The sequence below is a fragment of the Luteimonas sp. TWI596 genome, from assembly GCF_039674105.1.
In the GTDB taxonomy this organism is placed as follows: domain Bacteria; phylum Pseudomonadota; class Gammaproteobacteria; order Xanthomonadales; family Xanthomonadaceae; genus Luteimonas.
In genome coordinates this window covers 99695-119239 of the sequence record NZ_JBDJMU010000005.1, presented here as the reverse complement: position 1 = coordinate 119239, position 19545 = coordinate 99695, and the positions used below count along the sequence as shown (strand labels likewise).

The following is a 19545-nucleotide window of genomic DNA, read 5'->3' as shown; positions in this document are numbered from 1 at the left end:
GCGACGACGCATGCGACGGCCGGATGGAACAGGGCGATGCCCTCGACCTCCGGCCGTCGTCGTATCCGGGCGTCGATCCCGACGCCCCCCTCCTCCTTTTCCTCCAGCGGACACGATCGCCCATGAGCAATGCACACCCCTCCATCGCCATCGTCGGCTACGGCAGCCAAGGTCGCGCGCACGCGCTGAACCTGCGCGACTCTGGCTTCGACGTCGTTGTCGGCCTGCGTCCCGGCGGGCCGACCGAACAGAAGGCCAAGGCCGACGGCTTCACCGTCAAGGCGCCCGCCGACGCCGTGCGCGAGGCCGACCTGGTCGCCGTGCTGACGCCGGACATGGTGCAAAAGCAGCTTTATGCCGAGGTGCTGGCGCCGCATATGAAGCAGGGCGCGACGCTGCTGTTCGCGCACGGCCTGAACGTGCATTACGGCATGATCGCCCCGCGCGAGGACCTGGACGTGGTCCTGGTCGCGCCCAAGGGGCCCGGCGCCCTGGTGCGCCGCGAATACGAGATCGGCCGCGGCGTGCCGTGCATCTACGCCGTGCACCAGGATCGCAGTGGTCATGCCCGCGATACCGCGCTGGCCTATGCCGCGGGCCTGGGCGGGGCGCGCGCCAACGTGATCGAGACCACGTTCAAGGAAGAGACCGAGACCGACCTGTTCGGCGAGCAGGCGGTGCTGTGCGGCGGTGCGTCGTCGCTGGTGCAGGCCGGCTTCGAGACGCTGGTCGAAGCCGGCTACCAGCCCGAGATCGCCTATTACGAGGTGCTGCACGAGCTCAAGCTGATTGTCGATCTGTTCTACGAGGGCGGCATCACCCGCATGCTCGAGTTCATCTCCGAGACCGCGCAGTACGGCGACTACGTCAGCGGTCCGCGCGTGATCGACGCCGGCGTCAAGGCGCGCATGAAGGACGTGCTGGCCGACATCCAGGACGGCACATTCGCCAAGAACTGGGTTGCCGAGTACGAGGCCGGGCTGCCGAACTACAAGCGCTACAAGCAGGCCGATTTCGACCACCCGATCGAGCAGGTCGGCCGCCAGTTGCGCGCGAAGATGACCTGGCTGGGCGAGCAGGCCGACGCTCCTTCACAGCGTACGGAAGTCGCGTGATGAATGGCGCCCGCTGGCTGGTGCAGGCGCTGGAGGCCGAAGGAGTCGAGACGATCTTCGGCTATCCGGGCGGCGCGATCATGCCGTTCTACGACGCGCTGCATGGCGCGTCGCTGAAGCACGTCCTGGTCCGCCACGAACAGGGCGCGGCATTCGCCGCGAACGGCTTCGCGCGGGCCAGCGGGCGCGTCGGCGTCTGTGTAGCGACCTCCGGCCCGGGCGCCTCGAACCTGGTCACCGGCATCGCCGATGCGATGCTCGATTCAGTGCCGATGGTGATCATCACCGGCCAGGTCGCCACGCCGCTGATGGGCACCGACGCGTTCCAGGAGCTGGACGTGTTCGGCATGACGTTGCCGATCGTCAAGCACAGCTTCCTGGTGCGCAGCGTCGACGAGCTGCCGCATGCCGTCACCGAGGCGTTCCGGATCGCCCGCTCCGGGCGTCCCGGGCCGGTGCTGATCGACATGCCCAAGGATGTGCAGATCGGCGACGCCGCCCATCTGGGAGCGCACGTGCCCTCGCGCGCCGACACCATGCCGCCCTGCGCCGACCACGCGCTGCACGAGGCGGCGGCGCTGCTGGCGCAAGCGCAGCGTCCGGTCGTCTACGGCGGCGGCGGCATCGTGCTAGGTGATGCACTGGAGGCATTCCGCGAGTTCGCCGACCTGACCGCGATCCCGACCGTGCTGACGCTGCGTGGTCTCGGCGCACTGCCGCCATCGCACCCTGCGAACCTGGGCATGCTCGGCATGCACGGCACGCGCGCCGCGAACCTGGCGGTGCAGGAGGCCGACCTGCTGCTGGTCGTGGGCGCCCGCTTCGACGACCGGGCCACCGGCAAGCTGGCCGAGTTCGCCCCGCACGCGCGGATCGTGCACCTGGACGGCGACGGGTGTGAGATCGGCAAGCTGCGGCAGACCGATGTCGCGGTCTGCGGCGATGTCGCCGCCAGCCTGTCGCGGCTGGCCGCGCCATGCGCGGCGCACACACACGGGCGCTTTGCCGCGGCGCGTGCGCAATGGCGCACGCTGTGCGCGGAGCGACGCGAACGCTTCGCTGCCCGCTACGACGCCCCGGGCGACAAGGTCTATGCCCCCGCGCTGCTCAAGCGCCTGAGCGAACTGGCGCCTGACGCCGTGGTGGCCTGCGACGTCGGCCAGCACCAGATGTGGGTCGCCCAGCACTGGCGCTTCGACCATCCGCGCAAGCACCTGACCAGTGGCGCGCTGGGCGCGATGGGCTTCGGCCTGCCGGCCGCGATCGGCGCCCAGCTCCAGGACCCGAGGCGCCGCGTGGTCTGCGTCAGCGGCGACGGTTCGTTTCTGATGAACGTGCAGGAGCTGGCGACGCTCAAGCGCTACCAGGTGCCGGTGAAGATCGTGCTGCTCGACAACCAGGCGCTGGGCATGGTGCGGCAATGGCAAGAGCTGTTCTTCAATCGTCGCTACTCGGAGATCGACCTGTCCGACAACCCCGACTTCGCCCAGGTCGCCCGCGCGTTCGGCATCCAGGCGCTGTCGGTCGACCGCAGCGACGACGTCGAAACGGCATTGCAGGCCCTGCTCGATGCGCCGGGCCCGGCGCTGCTGCATGTCGCCATCGACACCGCCGCCAACGTCTGGCCGCTGGTGCCGCCCAACCACAACAACGCGCAGATGCTCGACCACGCCGATGCCGACATCGAGGACGATGCCGCGACAGCCGGCGCCTCCGCCTTGACCGACCCCACTGCCCCCGCGCCCGAGGAATGCCGCCATGCGTTACCAGTTTGAGATGACCCTGCGCCGCGCCGAAGGTGCGCTGGTGCGTGTGTTGGGTACCACCGAGCGCCGCGGCTTCCGACCGCTGACCTTCGAAGGCGCCGCCGGCGAGGACGACGACCGCTGGTGCCTGCGCATGACCGTCGAGGGCGACCGCGCCGCGAGCGCACTGCAAGGCCAGCTGGCCAAGCTCTACGACTGCCTGTCGGTGGAGGTGCAGCCATGTCGTTGAACGTCGCCGCCGATGCCGCGGTCGCGGTCGCACCGATCGCCGAGGCCGCACGCGCGCCCAGCGACCGGGTCTGGTTCGACGGCGCGCTGCACGCTGTCGATGCGCTGCAGGCGGGCCTGACCACGCACGCGATGCATTACGGCAGCGGCGTGTTCGAGGGCATCCGCGCCTATGCCACCGACGACGGCGCCGCTGTGTTCCGGCTGCCCGAGCACTTGGCGCGCATGCGAGAGGGGGCGGCGCTGCTGGGCATGGCGTTCGATCCCGCGCTCGCGACCGAGGCCGTGCTGGCGACGCTGCGCGCCAACCGCCATCGCGACGCCTACATCCGGCCGCTGGCCTGGTTCGGCGAGGGCGGCTTCGGGCTCGATGTCGAGGGCCATGCCGAGCATTTGATGGTCGCCACCACCGCCACGCGCGTGCACCTGGCCGGCACCCGCGCACGGCTGGGCATCAGCAGCTGGCGGCGCAATCCCGCCGATTCGCTGCCGCCGCTCAAGCTGTGCGGCGCCTACGTCAACTCGATACTGGCCAAACGGCAGAGCAAGTCGCGCGGCTTCGACGAAGCGCTGTTCACCGATGCCGACGGCTTCGTGGTCGAGTGCACCGGCGCCAACGTGTTCCTGGTCAAGGACGGCCGCCTGACCGCGGTTGCCCACCGCGACGCATTGCCCGGGATCACCCGCGACACGCTGATCGCGCTGACCGGCGCGTCCTCGCGCGCGGTCACCGTCGCCGAACTGCTGGATGCCGACGAGGTGTTCGCCTGCGGTACCGCCGCCGAGGTGGCGCCGGTGCAGGCGATCGAGGACCGGAGCTATGGCGACAATCCGGTCACCCGCGAACTGGCCGATCTCTACGCCCGCGTGGTGCGCGGCCAGGCCGAGGCCGGCCGCGGCTGGCTGACGGCGGTTTGAGCATGCCCGACCCCGATGTACGCCGCGTGCCGCGCGCCACCGCCAGCGATGTGCTGGCGGCGCAGGCGCGGCTGCGCCGCCATCTCGACGTCACGCCGATCCACTATGCCGAGCGCTTCGGCTGCTGGCTGAAGCTGGAGAATCTGCAGCGCACCGGTTCGTACAAAGTGCGCGGCGCCCTCAACGCGCTGCTGGCCGCACGCGAGCGCGGCGACGACCGCACGGTCATCGCCGCCTCGGCCGGCAACCACGCCCAGGGCATGGCCTGGGCCGCTTACCGGCTCGGCGTTCCGGCGATCACGGTGATGCCGCGCAACGCGCCGCAGACCAAGATCGCCGGCGTCGCGCACTGGGGCGCCACAGTGCGCCTGCACGGCGACACCTACGACGAGGCCAAGGCGTTCGCAGGCGAACTGGCGGCGCAGAACGGCTTCCGGCTGCTGTCGGCCTTCGACGATATCGACGTGATCGCCGGCCAGGGCACTGTGGGCCTGGAGATCGCCGCGGCCCTGGTGCCGGACGTGGTCATCGTGCCGATCGGCGGCGGCGGGCTCGCGGCCGGCGTGGCCCTCGCGCTCAAGAGTCAGGGGGTGCGCATCGTCGGTGCCCAGGTCGAGGGCGTGGACGCGATGGCACGCGTGCTGCGCGGCGATGACGCCCCGTTCTCGCCGGTCGCCACGCTGGCCGACGGCGTGCGCGTGGCCGACCCCGGCCAGCTGACCCGGGCATTGTTGGCCGACCTGCTCGACGATGTGGTCATCGTCCGCGAGGCGGAACTGCGCGAGACGCTGGTGCGTCTGGCGCTGGAGGAACACGTGATCGCCGAGGGCGCCGGCGCACTGGCATTGGCGGCCGGCCGCCGCGTCGCCGGGCGCCGCAAGGTCGCGGTGGTCTCGGGCGGCAACCTCGACGCCGGGGTGCTGGCGCGCCTGCTGTCGGAGGTCCGCCCACGGCCACCGCGCAAGCCGAGGCGTCGCCAGCGCATCGTCGACGCGACCGCGACCACCGCGGCGCCGCCGGCACCGGCCGCCACGCCACGGCGGCGCAACGACCTGGGCACCACGGCGCCGGCCGGAGGCGGCGAACCGCGACTTCGACGCGCGATCAAAGCGCCGCCCGACCGCACGCCCCACCGTATTGCCGAGGAACTTCCCGCATGACCGCTTCCGACACCATCCGAATTTTCGACACCACCCTGCGCGACGGCGAGCAATCGCCGGGCTGCAGCATGTCGCCTCAACAGAAAGTCGTGATGGCCCGCGCACTCGCCGAGCTGGGCGTGGACATCATCGAGACCGGCTTTCCCGCCAGTTCGGAATCCGACCGCGAGGCCGCACGGCTGATCGCACGCGAAGTCCGCACGCCGACGCTGGCGGTGCTCTCGCGCTGCCTGCCCGCCGACATCGAAGCCTCGGCGCGTGCGCTCGAGGGCACCGCCCGTCCGCGTATCCACGTCTTCATCTCCACCAGCCCGCTGCACCGAGAGCACAAGCTGCGCATGAGCCGGCAACAGGTGCTGGACATGGCCGCCACCAGCGTCGCGCATGCCCGACGGCTGGTCGACGACGTCGAGTTCTCGACCGAGGACGGCACCCGTACCGAGGACGATTTCCTGGCCGAGGTCATCGCCGCGGCGATCGCCAGCGGCGCCGGCACGATTAACGTTCCCGACACCCTGGGCTATGCGACACCCGAGGAAAGCCGCGCGCTGTTCCAGCGGTTGATCGCCAACGTCCCCGGCGCACGTGACGTGATCTTCAGCGCGCACTGCCACAACGACCTGGGCCTGGCGGTCGCCAACTCGCTGGCCGCGATCGAGGGCGGCGCGCGCCAGGTCGAGTGCACGATCAACGGCATCGGCGAGCGCGCTGGCAATGCCGCGCTGGAAGAACTGGTCATGGCGCTGAAAGTCCGCAACGCGTTCTACGACATCGACACCGGCATCGACACCCGCCGTCTGGTCCCGACCTCGCAACTGCTGCGCCGCCTGACCGGGATGAGCGTCCAGCGCAACAAGGCGATCGTCGGCGAGAACGCGTTCGCGCACGAATCGGGCATCCACCAGCACGGCATGCTGCGCCACCGCGGCACCTACGAGATCATGAACCCCTCGGACGTCGGCTGGCCCGATTCCAAGCTGGTGCTGGGCCGGCACAGCGGCCGCGCCGCGGTCGGCCACCGGCTGCGCGCGCTTGGCTACACGGTCGAGGATGCGCAGCTCGATCAGGTGTTCGCTGCGTTCAAGGCGCTGTGCGAGCGCCAGCGCGTGGTCGAGGACGACGACCTGGAGGCGTTGATGCACGGCGACGTGCATGGCCAGGGCTGGCGCCTGGCGTCGATGACGATCAGCGATCGCGGCCAGCGCGCGAGCGCGGTGATCGAACTGTCCGACCCGGACGGCAACAAGGTCGGTGAAAGCGCACTGGGCGATGGGCCGGTGGACGCCCTGTTCGCCGCGCTGGCGACGGCGACCGGCGTGGACCTGTCGCTGGAAAGCTATCAGGTGCACAGTGTCGGCACCGGCCGCGACGCCCGGGGCGAGGCCAGCGTCAGCGTGCGCCACGGCGACGCCATCTTCGATGGCAGCGGCACCAGCCGCGACATCATCGAGGCCAGCGCGCTGGCCTGGCTGGACGTGGCCAACCGCATTCTTCGCGGCCGCGTCGCGACCGCCACAGCCGGGGCCGCTGCAAAGCCCCACGCCGCCCATGCCTGACCGCCACTGTCCAGAGCCAGCAATGACCGCCAGTTCGCCCAAAACCCTGTTCGACAAGCTGTGGGACGCGCACGTCGTGATCCCCGAGACCGACGCCGCGCCCGCGGTGCTGTACATCGACCTGCATCTGATCCACGAGGTTACCTCGCCGCAGGCCTTCACCGAGCTGCGCGCGCGCGGCCTGTCGCCGCGCCGGCCCGACCGCACCAAGGCGACCATGGACCACTCCACGCCGACGCTGCCGGCAGGACCTGACGGCCGCCTGCCCTACGCCAACGCGGCCGCCGAGAAACAGGTCGAGACGCTCGCCGCCAACTGCGCGCAGTTCGGCATCGAGCTGTTCGACATGGCTTCCGACCAGCGCGGCATCGTGCACGTGATCGCACCCGAACAAGGCTTCACCCAGCCAGGCATGACCATCGTCTGCGGCGACAGTCACACCTCGACCCACGGCGCGTTCGGCGCGCTCGCCTTCGGTATCGGCACCAGCGAGGTCGGCAACGTGCTGGCGACGCAGTGCCTGCTGCAGCGGCGGCCAAAGACGATGGCGATCACCGTCGAGGGCCAACTCGCCCCCGGCGTCGGCGCCAAGGACGTGACCCTGCACGCGATCGGCGTAATCGGCGTCAACGGCGGCACCGGTCACGTCATCGAGTACCGCGGCTCGACCATCGCGGCCATGGACATGGAACAGCGGATGACGCTGTGCAATATGTCGATCGAGGCCGGCGCGCGCGCCGGCATGGTCGCGCCCGACGACATCACGTTCGACTGGATCGCCCGCACGCCGCGCGGCCCCAAGGGCGCGGACTTCGATGCCGCGGTCGCGCACTGGCGCACGTTGCGCAGCGATCCGGGCGCCGAGTTCGATGTCGAAGTGCGCATCGACGCGGCCGACATCCGCCCGACGCTGACCTGGGGGACCCACCCCGGCACCGCGATCGGCGTCGACGTGCCCGTGCCCGAGGCGAACGATGCCGCCGAGCGCAAGGGGCAGGACTATATGCGCGTCGCCGCCGGCCGCTCACTGGCCGGCATGCCGGTCGACGTGGTGTTCGTGGGCTCGTGCACCAACGGGCGGCTTCGCGACATGCGCGAAGTCGCTCAGGTGCTGCAGGGTCGCCGCGTCGCGGCCGGCGTGCGCATGCTTGTGGTGCCCGGTTCGGAGATCGTCAAGCGCGAGGCCGAAGCCGAAGGCATCGATGCGGTCGTGCGCGCGGCCGGCGCCGAGTGGCGCGAGCCCGGCTGCTCGATGTGCATCGCGATGAACGGCGACCTGGTCGCGCCCGGCCAACTGGCAGTGAGCACCAGCAACCGCAATTTCGAAGGCCGCCAGGGGCCCGGCGCGCGCACGTTGCTGGCCTCGCCGACCACCGCCGCCTGGGCCGCCGTGCGGGGTGTTGTCGCCGATCCGCGCGAGCTGTTCGACGACCGTCGGGCGGTGGCCTGATGCACGCGCCCCGGTCCCCTTCCGCCCCCTTGCCTGAAGAAACACCGATGCCCGCCAGTTCCCGGATTGTCTCGGCCAGCGTCGTGCTGGCCCAGACCAACATCGACACCGACCAGATCATTCCCGCGCGCTTCCTGTCGACGACAGAGCGCCAGGGGCTGGGACGGCACGCCTTCAACGACTGGCGCTGGCGCGAGGACGGCACGCCCAATCCCGATTTCGCGTTCAACCAGCCGCACAACGCCGGCCGCGAGATCCTGCTGGCCGGGCGCAACTTCGGCTGCGGCTCCTCGCGCGAACATGCGCCGTGGGCGCTGCGCGACCTGGGCTTGCGCGTGGTCGTGAGCAGCGAGATCGCCGACATCTTCCGCAACAACGCGCTCAAGAACGGCCTGCTGGCGGTCGTGCTGCCCGAGACGGTCGTCCAGGACCTGATGTCGCGACCCGACGACGTGCTGACCGTCGACATCGACGCCTGCGAGCTGCGGACACCGGCTGGCGCCGTCCATCGTTTCCCGCTCGACGCGTTCGCGCGCACCTGTCTGCTCGAGGGTGTCGACGAGATGGGCTACCTGCTGGCGCGCAGCGCCGAGATCCGATCCTACGAGGAGCGCCACCATGCACGCTGACATCGTCGTACTGCCGGGCGACGGCATCGGCCCGGAAGTGACCGCCGCCGCGGTCGAGGTGCTGGAGGCGGTCGCGCAGCGTTTCGGCCACCGCTTCACGCTGCACGAGCATCTGATCGGCGGCGCCGCGATCGACGCCACCGGCCAGCCGTTGCCCGAGGCCACGCTGGCCGCCGCGCGCGATGCCGATGCGGTGCTGCTGGGCGCGGTCGGCGGGCCCAAGTGGTCGGCGCCCAATGCGCCGGTGCGCCCGGAACAGGGCCTGCTGGCAATCCGAAAAGCGCTGGGCCTGTACGCGAACCTGCGCCCGGTGCGCCCGCATGCCGCGGCCGCCGGCGCCTCGCCGATCAAGTCGCATCTGCTGGCCGGCGTGGACCTGCTGGTGGTGCGCGAGCTCACCGGCGGCATCTACTTCGGCGACAAGACCCGCAGCGCGCAGGACGCCACCGACCTGTGCCGGTACTCGGTGGAAGAGGTCGAGCGCGTCGTGCGTCGCGCCTGCCTGCTCGCCCGCGGGCGCCGCGGACACGTAACCTCGGTCGACAAAGCCAACGTGCTCGAGACCTCGCGGCTGTGGCGCGAAGTCGCCACGCGCGTGGTGCGCGACGAGTTCCCCGACATCACCCTCGAGCACCAGTTGGTCGATTCGATGGCGATGCATCTACTGGCCAAGCCGCGCGCGTACGATGTGATCGTGACCGAGAACATGTTCGGCGACATCCTGACCGACGAGGCCTCGATGCTCGCCGGCTCGCTCGGCCTGCTGCCGTCGGCGTCGCTGGGCGAGGGGTGCGTGGGCATGTACGAGCCGATCCACGGCTCGGCGCCGGACATCGCCGGCCGCGGCATCGCCAACCCGGTCGGCACGATCCTCAGTGCCGCACTGCTGTTGCGCTACTCGCTGGGCCTGTCGCAGGAAGCGGCCTGCATCGAGCAAGCGGTGGACGCGGTGCTCGATGCCGGCGTGTTCACCGCCGACCTCGCCCCACACGACGCGGCCCGCTCGACCCGCGAGGCGACCGACGCGATCGTGCAGCAGCTGGCCTTGGCCAGCGAACAGGCTGCATGAGCGGCGGTGAGGCCGCACCCGCCGGGCTCGACGCGTTCCTGCGGACGGTCGCCGCGCGCGATCCGCACCAGCCCGAGTTTCTGCAGGCGGTGCGCGAGGTCATGGTCAGCCTGTGGCCGTTCCTGGACCGCCACCCGCACTACCGCGACCAGGCGCTGCTCGAGCGTCTGGTCGAACCCGAGCGTGTGGTGCAGTTCCGGGTGCCGTGGGTCGACGACCGCGGCCGCGTGCAGGTCAACCGCGCCTGGCGCGTGCAGCACAGCGCGGCGATCGGCCCGTTCAAGGGCGGCATGCGCTTCCATCCGTCGGTGAACCTGTCGATCCTGAAGTTCCTGGCGTTCGAGCAGACCTTCAAGAACGCGCTCACGACATTGCCGATGGGCGGTGGCAAGGGCGGCTCGGACTTCGATCCCAAGGGGCGCAGCGACGGTGAGGTGATGCGCTTCTGCCAGGCGCTGATCGCCGAGCTCCATCGCCACCTGGGCCCGGATACCGATGTGCCGGCCGGCGACATCGGCGTGGGCGCGCGCGAGATCGGCTTCATGGCCGGCTATCTCAAGAAACTCGCCAACCACGCCGGTTGCGTGTTCACCGGCAAGGGCCTGGCCTACGGCGGCAGCCTGATGCGCCCGGAGGCCACCGGCTACGGCACGGTGTACTTCGTCGAACAGATGCTGCACCACGCACGCCGCGACACCGACGGCGCGCGCGTGCTGGTCTCGGGCGCCGGCAATGTCGCCCAATACGCCGCGCTCAAGGCCATCGAACTGGGCGGCCGCGTGCTGACCTTCTCCGACTCGGGCGGCACGCTGTACGCGAAAGCCGGCTTCGATAGCGAGGCGGTCGAAGCGCTCATGGCACTGAAGAACCAGCGTCGCGGCCGATTGGCCGAACTGGCCGACGACCCGCGTTTCGACTACCTCGAAGGCCGGCGTCCCTGGCACATCCCGGCGCAGATCGCCTTGCCTTGCGCCACCCAGAACGAACTCGACGAGGCCGATGCGCGCAGGCTGATCGACAACGGCGTGATCTGCGTCGCCGAAGGCGCGAACATGCCGTGCACGCTCGAAGCGGTGGATGCCTTCCAGGCCACCGGCACGCTGTACGCACCGGGCAAGGCCAGCAACGCCGGCGGCGTCGCGACCTCGGGCCTGGAGATGAGCCAGAACGCACTGCGTCTGGCCTGGCACCACGCCGAGGTCGACGAGCGCCTGCACGCGATCATGAAGGACATCCACGCCCACTGCGTCCGCCACGGCAAGCGCGCCGACGGCCGCGTCGACTACGTCGCCGGGGCCAACATCGCCGGTTTCATCAAGGTCGCCGATGCGATGCTCGCCCAGGGCGTCACCTGACCGCCCTCTCCGCCGCCACCGCCGGTATCCCCCGACAGCAGCCACGCCCATGCCCGACTATCGCTCCCGCACCTCCACCTCCGGCCGCAACATGGCCGGCGCCCGCGCGCTGTGGCGCGCGACCGGCATGACCGACGGCGACTTCCACAAGCCGATCATCGCGATCGCCAACTCGTTCACCCAGTTCGTGCCCGGCCACGTGCATCTCAAGGACATGGGCCAGTTGGTCGCGCGCGAGATCGAACGCGTGGGCGGCGTCGCCAAAGAGTTCAACACCATCGCGGTCGACGACGGCATCGCGATGGGCCACGACGGCATGCTCTATTCGCTGCCGAGCCGCGAGCTGATCGCCGACGCGGTCGAGTACATGGTCAACGCGCACTGCGCCGATGCGCTGGTGTGCATCTCCAACTGCGACAAGATCACTCCGGGCATGTTGATGGCCGCATTGCGGCTGGACATCCCGGTGGTGTTCGTTTCGGGCGGGCCGATGGAAGCAGGCAAGACCAGGCTCGCCGACCACAAGCTCGACCTGGTCGATGCGATGGTGATGGCCGCCGACCCGGCCGCAAGCGACGAGCAGGTCGCCGCGGTCGAACGCAGCGCCTGCCCGACCTGCGGCTCGTGCTCGGGCATGTTCACCGCCAACTCCATGAACTGTCTGACTGAGGCACTGGGCCTGTCGCTGCCGGGCAACGGCACCCTGCTGGCCACCCACGCCGACCGCAAGCAACTGTTCCTGCAGGCCGCACGCACCGCGGTCGAGTTGTGCCACCGCTGGTACGGCGGCGAGGACCCGACCGCGCTGCCGCGCGGCATCGCCACGTTCGAGGCGTTCGAGAACGCGATGACGCTCGACATCGCGATGGGCGGCTCGACCAACACCATCCTGCACCTGTTGGCCGCCGCCCAGGAGGCCGAAGTCGACTTCACGATGGCTGACATCGATCGGCTCTCGCGTCGCGTGCCACAGCTGTGCAAGGTCGCGCCCAACGCGCCCGACTACCACGTCGAGGATGTCCATCGCGCGGGCGGCGTGCCGGCGATCCTGGCCGAACTCGCACGTGGCGGCCTGCTGCACACCGAGGTCGCCACCGTGCACGCCAGGACGCTCGGCGATGCGCTCGCGGCCTGGGATGTCGCCACCGTGCAGGACGAGAAGGTGCACACGTTCTTCCGCGCCGGCCCTGCCGGCATTCCCACGCAGACCGCTTTCAGCCAAGCGACGCGCTGGCCCACGCTCGACCTCGACCGGGCCCAGGGCTGCATCCGCGACCTCGCGCACGCGTACTCGCAGGAAGGCGGCCTGGCCGTGCTCGCCGGCAACCTCGCCGCCGACGGCTGCGTGGTCAAGACCGCCGGTGTCGACGCGGCGATCCACGTCTTCGAAGGCCCGGCGCGCGTGTACGAAAGCCAGGACGCCGCAGTCGCCGGCATCCTCGGCGACGAAGTGCAGCCCGGCGAGGTCGTGGTGATCCGCTACGAGGGCCCCAAGGGCGGCCCCGGCATGCAGGAGATGCTGTATCCGACCAGCTACCTGAAATCCAAGGGCCTGGGCAAGCGTTGCGCGCTGCTGACCGACGGCCGATTCTCAGGCGGCACCTCCGGCCTGTCGATCGGCCACGTCTCGCCCGAAGCCGCCGCCGGTGGCACGATCGCCCTGGTGCGCGACGGCGACCGCATCCGCATCGACATTCCATCGCGCTCGATCGCGTTGCTGGTCGACGACAGCGAGCTTGCGGCGCGCCGCGATGCGCAGGCCGCACGTGGCTGGCGGCCGGCGACGCCGCGTGCGCGCCGCGTGAGCACGGCGCTCAAGGCGTACGCGCTGCTGGCAACCAGCGCCGACAAGGGGGCGGTGCGCGATCGGGCCTTGCTGGGCGACTGAGCACACTGGCCGAGGCCGGATCCGCCCGGCGTTGCGCCCCGTCGGCATGGACAGAAGGCGGGTCGCCCGCAGGATGTGCGCCGCGCGCTGCAGGCCCGGACCGCCCCCGCGATCCCGGCACGCGAGGCCTACAAAGCGCCAAAAAAGTGCTCCATGAAAACATGCCGATTGTCCCGTGGACAAGTCAGGGCGTGCCCCGATAGGCAGCGCGCAGGACGCGACCTAGAGTCGGCCCCAAGACGCCGTCATGCGTCGACCCTCCCCGACTTTGAGGACCCGACATGTACGCACAGGCCTATCCTTCCGCAAACGCCCTTCCGGCCGGCCTGGCCAATCCGTATGCCCAGGCGGTGCAGTTCCCGCTTGGCACGCAGACTGCCGGCATGCCGCCCGAGTTGGCGCTCTACGCCCAGCCGCAGGCCTATGGCGGCATGCAGCCGGGACAGATCGACTACACCCAGTTGCGCAACCCGGTTACCTCCGACCGCACCATGACGATGTACACCATGGTGCCGCCGAACGAATCGACCGCGCGTCCGCCGGGCGACACGCGCAGCGCGGCGGAGATCCGCGAAGACAACCCCGTGCTGGCGAACCTGGGCAACCAGAGCAAGGTGCGCGACAACCTCAACGAGCTGGTCGGCGGCGACATGCACAACGATCCCGACCAGGCTTTCCGGGCCGCGGCGATCCTGACCCATATCAAGAGTCTCGGCCAGGCCGACGGCACCGCCCGCTCCGAGGAGGTGATGGGCAACGGCAAGATCGAAGGGTTCACCAAGGACGGCCATGCGCGCCACGGCACCGAGGCCGGCATGCTGCAGGACGTCAACAAGTACGGCCTCGGCCACCTGGAGCGCGCCAACGGCACGCTCGACAGCACCAACGACAAGCACGTGAAGGCCGACGGCACCAACCGCGACAACTGGGACGTGATCCGCGACGACTATCTGCGTCCCATGCTCAATCTCGGCGGCGCGGCCGCCAGCCTGATCCCGCACCCGGCTGCCCAGGCCTTCGCAGGCGGGGTCAACATCACCAACACCATGCTCGACCCGAACCTGTTCTCCAGTCCCGCCAATGCCATGAACGGCATCGCCAATGGCGTCTTGCCCAATCTGACGCCGTTGGCGGCGCCGTTCCGCACACCGGCTGCGGGCAACACGCCTGCGCCATCGCAGGGCGCGCCGAACGCCCAACCGGTGCCGACGCCCACCTCCACCACGCCGCCGGGCAGCCCGAGCACGACGCCACTCGCCTCGCCGCTGCCCTCGCCCTTCGTGTCGCCGGCGCCGACCCCGGTGCCCTCGCCGTTCGCAGCGCCGGCACCGACCCCGATGCCGACGCCGCCGAGCACACCGCTGGTCACGCCGTACACGACCGCACCGTCGACGCCGGTGCCGGGCACGCCGGCCCCATTGCTCTCCTCGCATGGCCCGTCGCTGCCGACATCCACATCGCCAGACATCGTGGCACCGGTGCCGGTGCACCCGCAGTCGGCGCCGGACTTCCTGCGCTACTACTAAGGCATCGTCGCATCGCGGCCGTCGCTGGGCGCGCGGGCAGCCGAATCCGGCATGCCTGCCCACGCTTGGCGGCGGCCGCGACGTCGTTCGGCAGTGCCGCCGCCAGCTGTGACGCGACCACGCGGCTGGGGATCGAGATAGACTGCCCGTGCCTCGCAGCATGCCGCGCGCAAGCATCAGCGCGCCCGACGCCGACGACGCATTGACCCGCCGTGAGGGCGCGCCGAGAATGCCAGCGGGGTCGCACATCCGGCCGACGCGCTTCGCGGCGACGCAGACCACGCTCTTGCGCTGCGACCGAAGCCCTTTGCACGACGCACGACGCACAACGCACGCGATGATCAGGACATTCGCACCCGCCGACATGGAGGCCGCTCTCGACATCTGGCTGCGAGCGTCCATCCGCGCCCACGACTTCGTGCCAGCGGACTTCTGGCAGGACCAACTCGAGGCCATGCGCACGCAGTATCTGCCCGCCGCCGAGGTCCACGTGTTCGAGCACGCGTCGACCGTCGTCGGCTTCTGCGCTTTGGTCGAGGATCGGCTGGCGGCGCTGTTCGTCGCACCGGAGCGACAGGGCAATGGCATCGGCACAGCGTTGTTGCGACATGCCCAGCAACGCAGATCGGGCCTCGAGTTGTCTGTGTATGCGTCGAATGCACCCAGCATCGCGTTTTACAAATCGCAAGGCTTCTCGATCATTGGACACACTGTCGATGCGGCAACAGGCCAGGACGAGTACGCGATGCGATGGACGCAGCCCGAAGCACCGCGCCAGGCCACGCCCGCAGCAGTAGCGCTCGATCCCACCCACTGAACCCCGAAGGACCGACGATGCACGTATCGCCCGCATTCGCCATGTTCATGCAGCAAGCCCCGGAGCACGCCAGGGCCTGGCGCCAGGCGGCCGATGGATTGGGCGCCGCCAGCGCGCTGGATGCCAAGACCGCGGACCTGGCCTATCTCGCAGTACTGGCTGCCACCGGCAACACCTCGGGCTTGGCGTTCCACGTCCAGTCGGCCAAGTCGCACGGCGCCTCGCGGCAGGAGGTGCTGAGCGCGGTGCTGATCGGCCTGCCGGCTGCGGGCGCGGTCGTCATCGGCGCCGTTCCCGCCGCGCTGGAGGCCTTTGATGGGCAAGACCAATAAGGCTTGGCATGCGCAGCACCGCATGCCCGAGCATGCGACGGCCGAGCAGCGTATCGCCTGGCATCGGGCCCATGCGGCGGCATGCGGCTGTCGCCCACCGCCGCCCAACATCCTGCGGCAGATCGAGGTACGGCCGGACGATCACGTCGACGCCGTAACGCAGACACCACAAGGCCATTCGTCCTAGCGCCGCTGCAACGGCCGAAGCCCATTCCGTGTACGGACGCGCAGTTGCCGACAGATCCGTCTAGGCACGCGGTGGCAGATGCAAGTCGATGTCGCACGCCCCTCATTGCTGCTTACGTTGACAGGTATCCACCTGCACGCAAGAATTCCGCGCTTCGGGCCAGCCAGACCGCCACGCCCTCGTCCCGATCGAGGAAGTCATGGTGCGCAGGCGTTGCCGGTTGTTCGTCGCTGTTTCGTTGTCCGTCTGCGCCGCTGCGCATGCCCAGGATCCCACCGCGCGCAACCTCGACAAGGTCGTCGTGACCGCGTCGCGCACCGGCCAGCTCGCCGAGACCGCGCCGCAGACGGTGGTGATCATTGATCGCGAACAGATCGACCAGCAGTTGCGGCTGAGCAGCAACTCATCGGACGTGCTGTCCAATCTGCTGCCCGCCTACACCCCCAGCCGCGGCAAGCTGACCGGCAGCGGCGAGACACTGCGCGGCCGCACGCCGCTGATCCTCGTCGATGGCATCCCGCAGTCCAATCCGCTGCGACCGACCGGACGCGAGGCGCACACCATCGACTACGCGATGGTCGAGCGCATCGAAGTGATCCAGGGCGCCAGCGCGATGAATGGCCTGGGCGCGACCGGCGGCACGATCAATCTGATCACCCGGCGACCCGAGCCGGGCAAGGCGCAACAGCACCTGGCGGTGCAGACCACCGCGGCGACGCATAGAGCCGACGACGAGACGATCGGCGTCCGTGCCGACTACCGGATCAGCGGGATGCAGGGCCAGTGGAGTTACCTGCTGGGCGCCGGTTACGAGGACCAGGGGCTGTGGTTGGACGGCAACGGGACCGCCATCGGCACCGATGTCACCCAGGGTGACTTGATGGCATCGAAGGCCTACGACGTCCATGCCAAGCTCGGTTACTGGATCGATGCGAACCAGGAACTGCAGTTCAGCCTCAACCGCTATCGCATCCGCGCCGACGGCGACTACCTCACGGTGCCAGGCGACCGCGCCAGCCGGCGACCCACGACCTCGGTTCGCGGCACGCCGCCCGGCACACCGGCCTGGAATGATGTCTGGACGACCGGGCTGAGCTACACCCATCACGATCTCGCCGGCATGACGCTGCAGGCGATGGTGTTCAACCAGGAGTTCGAGGGATTGTTCGGCGCCGACCGCTCGTCGAGCTTCCAGGATCCGGACATCGCGCCGATCGGCACGCTCTACGACCAATCCCGCTCTCTGGCCTCCAAGTGGGGCGCCAAGACCAGCCTGGGGCGCGACGACCTGCTCGATGGCCGCCTGAAGCTGACCAGCGGCATCGATGCACTGTGGGACACCGGCGAGCAGGACCTCTACGCGACCGGCCGCACCTATGTGCCGGAGTCAAAGTTCCGCAGCCTCGCTGCGTTCGTGCAGGCCGATTACCGGCTGCTGCCCAAGCTCACGCTGCAGGGCGGCTGGCGACACGAGGACGCCAAGCTGCGGATCGACAGCTACCGCACGCTGTACCGCTTCAACCGGGTCGAGGTGGAGGGCGGCGAGTTGTCGTTCCAGCAGTCGCTGCGCAATGCGGGGCTGGTGTATGCGCCATCGGACACCTTCAACGTCTACACCAGCTACTCCGAAGGCTTCGGCATGCCCGATGTCGGCCGCGTACTGCGCGCGATCGACACGCCCGACACCTCGGTCGCCGACCTGCGCTCGCTCGAACCCATCCTCACCCGCAATGCCGAAGTCGGCGCGCGGTTGCGGACCCGGGCCTGGGATGTGGACGTGAGCGCGTTCCAGTCGCGCTCGGATTTCGGCGCGCGCGTGATCGCGGTCGATGGCGCCTTCCAGCTGTCGCGCGAGAAGACCGCGATCGAAGGCCTGGACGCGAGCGTGCGTTACCGCATCAACGAGGCCCATCGCGTCGGTCTGTCCTACGCCTGGACTCGCGCCCGCTACGACAGCGACGCAGACGGACGGCTCAATGCGCGACTCGACGGCCTGAACGTCGCCCCCAACCGCTTGATCGGCACCTGGTCGGCGCAGTGGACGCCGACGCTGTCGTCGTTCGTGCAGGGCCAGGTCGCCTTCGACCGCAGCTTCGACGACCCCGCCAAGACCTTCGACGGCTACGCACTGCTCGACGCCGGGCTGGATATCGGACTGGCACGTGGCAACGTGAGCCTGGGCATCGCCAACCTGCTCGACCGGCAATACATCAGCTACTACTCGCAAAGTGCGCTGGTCGAGCCGTCGCGCTACTTCGCCGGTCGCGGCCGCACGGTGACGGTCGGCTACCGGCTGGATTTCTGAGGCGGGCGCCGCCCGCGCATCCACCTCCTCCGGACCGGGCGCGCCCGGCGTGCGGCGCACAAGCGTCGTCGCCGCGATGGCCCGCATAATGCCGGCATGCCGCTCCGCCGCCATCCTGTCTAACGTGCGGTCGCCGCCGTTCTCATCGCCGGCGGCCTGGTCCTACTCGGGCTGAGCCACGTGCGCTACGGGCTGGCGGCGCAGTCGGGCAGCGTGATGCTCAGCATCCTGCCGCTGCTGTTCGCCGGCCTGCTGCTCGGCCGGCGCGGGCTGTGGGCGACGGCGGCGGCGTACCTGGCGATCCTGCTGCTCGGCGCCTGGGCCGACCTGCAGCGTCAGGCGGCGAACGCCGACGAATGGCGCGAGATCGTCTCGCACCTGCTGCAGCCGGTGCTGGCCAATGCGATCGTCGCGCTGATTCTCGACCGGCTGATCCTCAAGTCCGACATCGCGGCCCGACGCAACCGAGAGCTGACGCTGATCTGTCGTCACCTTGAGCTTGAGATCCGCGACAAGGAAGATTCGCAGGCGCAGCTGTTGCAGTCCCAGCGCATCGACGCGCTCGGCAAGCTGGCGAGCAACGTCGCGCACGACTTCAACAACCTGCTGGGCGTGGTGCTGGGCTTCGCGCAGCGCGGGCTGGGCCATCGCGGGATCGACGACGAGACGCGGCATTGCCTGCAGCGCATCGAGGCGGCAACGCGACGCGGCCGTGGACTGACGTCGAAGCTGTTGACGCTCGCCCGCAACGATGCGGCGCTACGCGAAACCTTCGACGCCAACGAGGTGCTCGACGACCTGCAGCCGATGCTGCATTCGATCGCCGGCCCCGGCGCGGAAACGCGAGCGACGCTGTGCGGCGACGCGGCCTGGATCCGCATGGACCGGGCGGAGTTCGAGGCGGCGGTGCTCAACCTGGCCAAGAACGCGGTCGATGCGATGCCGGGCGGCGGACGGCTGACGCTGGCGACCGAGATCGAGGGCGAGGCGGTGCGCTTGCGGCTGGAAGACACCGGCCACGGCATGTCGGCGCAGACGCGAGCGCGGATCTTCGAGCCGTTCTTCACGACCAAGCCGCGCGAGCGCGGCTCGGGCATCGGCCTGGCGATGGTGCACAGGGTCGTCACTGAAGCCGGCGGCACGATCGACTGCGACAGCGCTCCGGGAGCCGGCGCCCGATTCGTGCTGCAGTTGCCGAGGCAACCCGCGTCGTCCGGCACCACCGTCGCCGCGGCGTAGCAGAC

17 protein-coding genes are annotated in these 19545 nt (G+C 69.8%); all 17 read left to right on the top strand.

Annotated elements, in window-relative coordinates:
- The first annotated feature begins 122 nt into the window (after nt 1-122).
- The 17 genes from ilvC (at nt 123) to ABE487_RS05715 (ending at nt 19540) form a co-directional block, all read left to right on the top strand.
- Complete coding sequence (ilvC, locus tag ABE487_RS05795; RefSeq protein ID WP_346442687.1) at nt 123-1115, top strand: ketol-acid reductoisomerase; 993 nt, start codon at nt 123-125, stop codon at nt 1113-1115.
- The gene (gene ilvG / locus ABE487_RS05790; RefSeq protein ID WP_346442685.1) at nt 1115-2890 is read left to right on the top strand and encodes an acetolactate synthase 2 catalytic subunit; all 1776 of its coding nucleotides are present in this window, start codon (nt 1115-1117) and stop codon (nt 2888-2890) included. Before ilvC ends, ilvG begins: the two co-directional genes overlap by 1 nt.
- A complete protein-coding gene (locus ABE487_RS05785; protein ID WP_346442683.1) occupies nt 2874-3110 on the top strand; it encodes an ACT domain-containing protein in 237 nt (78 codons plus the stop codon). Before ilvG ends, ABE487_RS05785 begins: the two co-directional genes overlap by 17 nt.
- Nucleotides 3101-4027, top strand: coding sequence for an aminotransferase class IV (locus tag ABE487_RS05780; RefSeq protein ID WP_346451746.1), 927 nt, complete (start codon nt 3101-3103; stop codon nt 4025-4027). The genes ABE487_RS05785 and ABE487_RS05780 overlap by 10 nt, the downstream gene beginning before the upstream one ends.
- A 2-nt stretch (nt 4028-4029) precedes the next feature.
- Nucleotides 4030-5187, top strand: coding sequence for a threonine dehydratase (locus tag ABE487_RS05775; RefSeq protein WP_346442679.1), 1158 nt, complete (start codon nt 4030-4032; stop codon nt 5185-5187).
- Nucleotides 5184-6743, top strand: coding sequence for a 2-isopropylmalate synthase (locus ABE487_RS05770; RefSeq protein WP_346447106.1), 1560 nt, complete (start codon nt 5184-5186; stop codon nt 6741-6743). The genes ABE487_RS05775 and ABE487_RS05770 overlap by 4 nt, the downstream gene beginning before the upstream one ends.
- A gap of 22 nt (nt 6744-6765) precedes the next feature.
- On the top strand, nt 6766-8193 hold the full coding sequence (gene leuC, locus ABE487_RS05765; RefSeq protein WP_346451744.1) for a 3-isopropylmalate dehydratase large subunit: 1428 nt from the start codon (nt 6766-6768) through the stop codon (nt 8191-8193).
- 47 nt (nt 8194-8240) lie between these two features.
- Nucleotides 8241-8822, top strand: a complete 582-nt coding sequence (gene leuD / locus ABE487_RS05760; RefSeq protein WP_346447108.1) for a 3-isopropylmalate dehydratase small subunit — start codon at nt 8241-8243, stop codon at nt 8820-8822.
- Nucleotides 8812-9891 (top strand): 3-isopropylmalate dehydrogenase, encoded by a 1080-nt coding sequence (gene leuB, locus ABE487_RS05755; protein WP_346447112.1) that lies wholly within the window; start codon nt 8812-8814, stop codon nt 9889-9891. The genes leuD and leuB overlap by 11 nt, the downstream gene beginning before the upstream one ends.
- Nucleotides 9888-11246 carry an NADP-specific glutamate dehydrogenase gene (gdhA, locus tag ABE487_RS05750; RefSeq protein ID WP_346447114.1) on the top strand — a complete coding sequence of 453 codons (1359 nt, stop codon included), beginning with the start codon at nt 9888-9890 and terminating at the stop codon, nt 11244-11246. The genes leuB and gdhA overlap by 4 nt, the downstream gene beginning before the upstream one ends.
- Before the next feature lie 49 nt (nt 11247-11295).
- Nucleotides 11296-13134: a dihydroxy-acid dehydratase gene (gene ilvD, locus ABE487_RS05745; protein ID WP_346447116.1), complete on the top strand. Its 1839-nt coding sequence runs from the start codon at nt 11296-11298 to the stop codon at nt 13132-13134.
- 281 nt (nt 13135-13415) lie between these two features.
- A complete protein-coding gene (locus tag ABE487_RS05740) occupies nt 13416-14660 on the top strand; it encodes a hypothetical protein (RefSeq protein WP_346447118.1) in 1245 nt (414 codons plus the stop codon).
- Nucleotides 14661-14820: 160 nt separating this feature from the next.
- A complete protein-coding gene (locus ABE487_RS05735) occupies nt 14821-15477 on the top strand; it encodes an N-acetyltransferase (protein WP_346447120.1) in 657 nt (218 codons plus the stop codon).
- Nucleotides 15478-15494: 17 nt separating this feature from the next.
- The gene (locus tag ABE487_RS05730) at nt 15495-15809 is read left to right on the top strand and encodes a carboxymuconolactone decarboxylase family protein (RefSeq protein WP_346442662.1); all 315 of its coding nucleotides are present in this window, start codon (nt 15495-15497) and stop codon (nt 15807-15809) included.
- Nucleotides 15793-15996: a hypothetical protein gene (locus ABE487_RS05725; RefSeq protein WP_346451742.1), complete on the top strand. Its 204-nt coding sequence runs from the start codon at nt 15793-15795 to the stop codon at nt 15994-15996. Before ABE487_RS05730 ends, ABE487_RS05725 begins: the two co-directional genes overlap by 17 nt.
- A gap of 238 nt (nt 15997-16234) precedes the next feature.
- The gene (locus ABE487_RS05720; protein ID WP_346447122.1) at nt 16235-18301 is read left to right on the top strand and encodes a TonB-dependent receptor; all 2067 of its coding nucleotides are present in this window, start codon (nt 16235-16237) and stop codon (nt 18299-18301) included.
- A 180-nt stretch (nt 18302-18481) separates the two neighbouring features.
- Complete coding sequence (locus ABE487_RS05715; protein ID WP_346451740.1) at nt 18482-19540, top strand: ATP-binding protein; 1059 nt, start codon at nt 18482-18484, stop codon at nt 19538-19540.
- Nucleotides 19541-19545 lie beyond the last annotated feature (5 nt).

What these genes read in the sequence shown, in the direction of transcription:
- ABE487_RS05770 (WP_346447106.1), top strand. Translation starts at nt 5,184, where the DNA reads ATGACCGCTTCCGACACCATCCGAATTTTCGACACCACCCTGCGCGAC.
- leuB (WP_346447112.1), top strand. Translation starts at nt 8,812, where the DNA reads ATGCACGCTGACATCGTCGTACTGCCGGGCGACGGCATCGGCCCGGAA.
- ABE487_RS05780 (WP_346451746.1), top strand. Translation starts at nt 3,101, where the DNA reads ATGTCGTTGAACGTCGCCGCCGATGCCGCGGTCGCGGTCGCACCGATC.
- ABE487_RS05775 (WP_346442679.1), top strand. Translation starts at nt 4,030, where the DNA reads ATGCCCGACCCCGATGTACGCCGCGTGCCGCGCGCCACCGCCAGCGAT.
- ABE487_RS05785 (WP_346442683.1), top strand. Translation starts at nt 2,874, where the DNA reads ATGCGTTACCAGTTTGAGATGACCCTGCGCCGCGCCGAAGGTGCGCTG.
- ABE487_RS05740 (WP_346447118.1), top strand. Translation starts at nt 13,416, where the DNA reads ATGTACGCACAGGCCTATCCTTCCGCAAACGCCCTTCCGGCCGGCCTG.
- gdhA (WP_346447114.1), top strand. Translation starts at nt 9,888, where the DNA reads ATGAGCGGCGGTGAGGCCGCACCCGCCGGGCTCGACGCGTTCCTGCGG.
- ilvC (WP_346442687.1), top strand. Translation starts at nt 123, where the DNA reads ATGAGCAATGCACACCCCTCCATCGCCATCGTCGGCTACGGCAGCCAA.
- leuC (WP_346451744.1), top strand. Translation starts at nt 6,766, where the DNA reads ATGACCGCCAGTTCGCCCAAAACCCTGTTCGACAAGCTGTGGGACGCG.
- leuD (WP_346447108.1), top strand. Translation starts at nt 8,241, where the DNA reads ATGCCCGCCAGTTCCCGGATTGTCTCGGCCAGCGTCGTGCTGGCCCAG.
- ilvD (WP_346447116.1), top strand. Translation starts at nt 11,296, where the DNA reads ATGCCCGACTATCGCTCCCGCACCTCCACCTCCGGCCGCAACATGGCC.
- ABE487_RS05725 (WP_346451742.1), top strand. Translation starts at nt 15,793, where the DNA reads ATGGGCAAGACCAATAAGGCTTGGCATGCGCAGCACCGCATGCCCGAG.
- ABE487_RS05730 (WP_346442662.1), top strand. Translation starts at nt 15,495, where the DNA reads ATGCACGTATCGCCCGCATTCGCCATGTTCATGCAGCAAGCCCCGGAG.
- ABE487_RS05735 (WP_346447120.1), top strand. Translation starts at nt 14,821, where the DNA reads ATGCCGCGCGCAAGCATCAGCGCGCCCGACGCCGACGACGCATTGACC.
- ilvG (WP_346442685.1), top strand. Translation starts at nt 1,115, where the DNA reads ATGAATGGCGCCCGCTGGCTGGTGCAGGCGCTGGAGGCCGAAGGAGTC.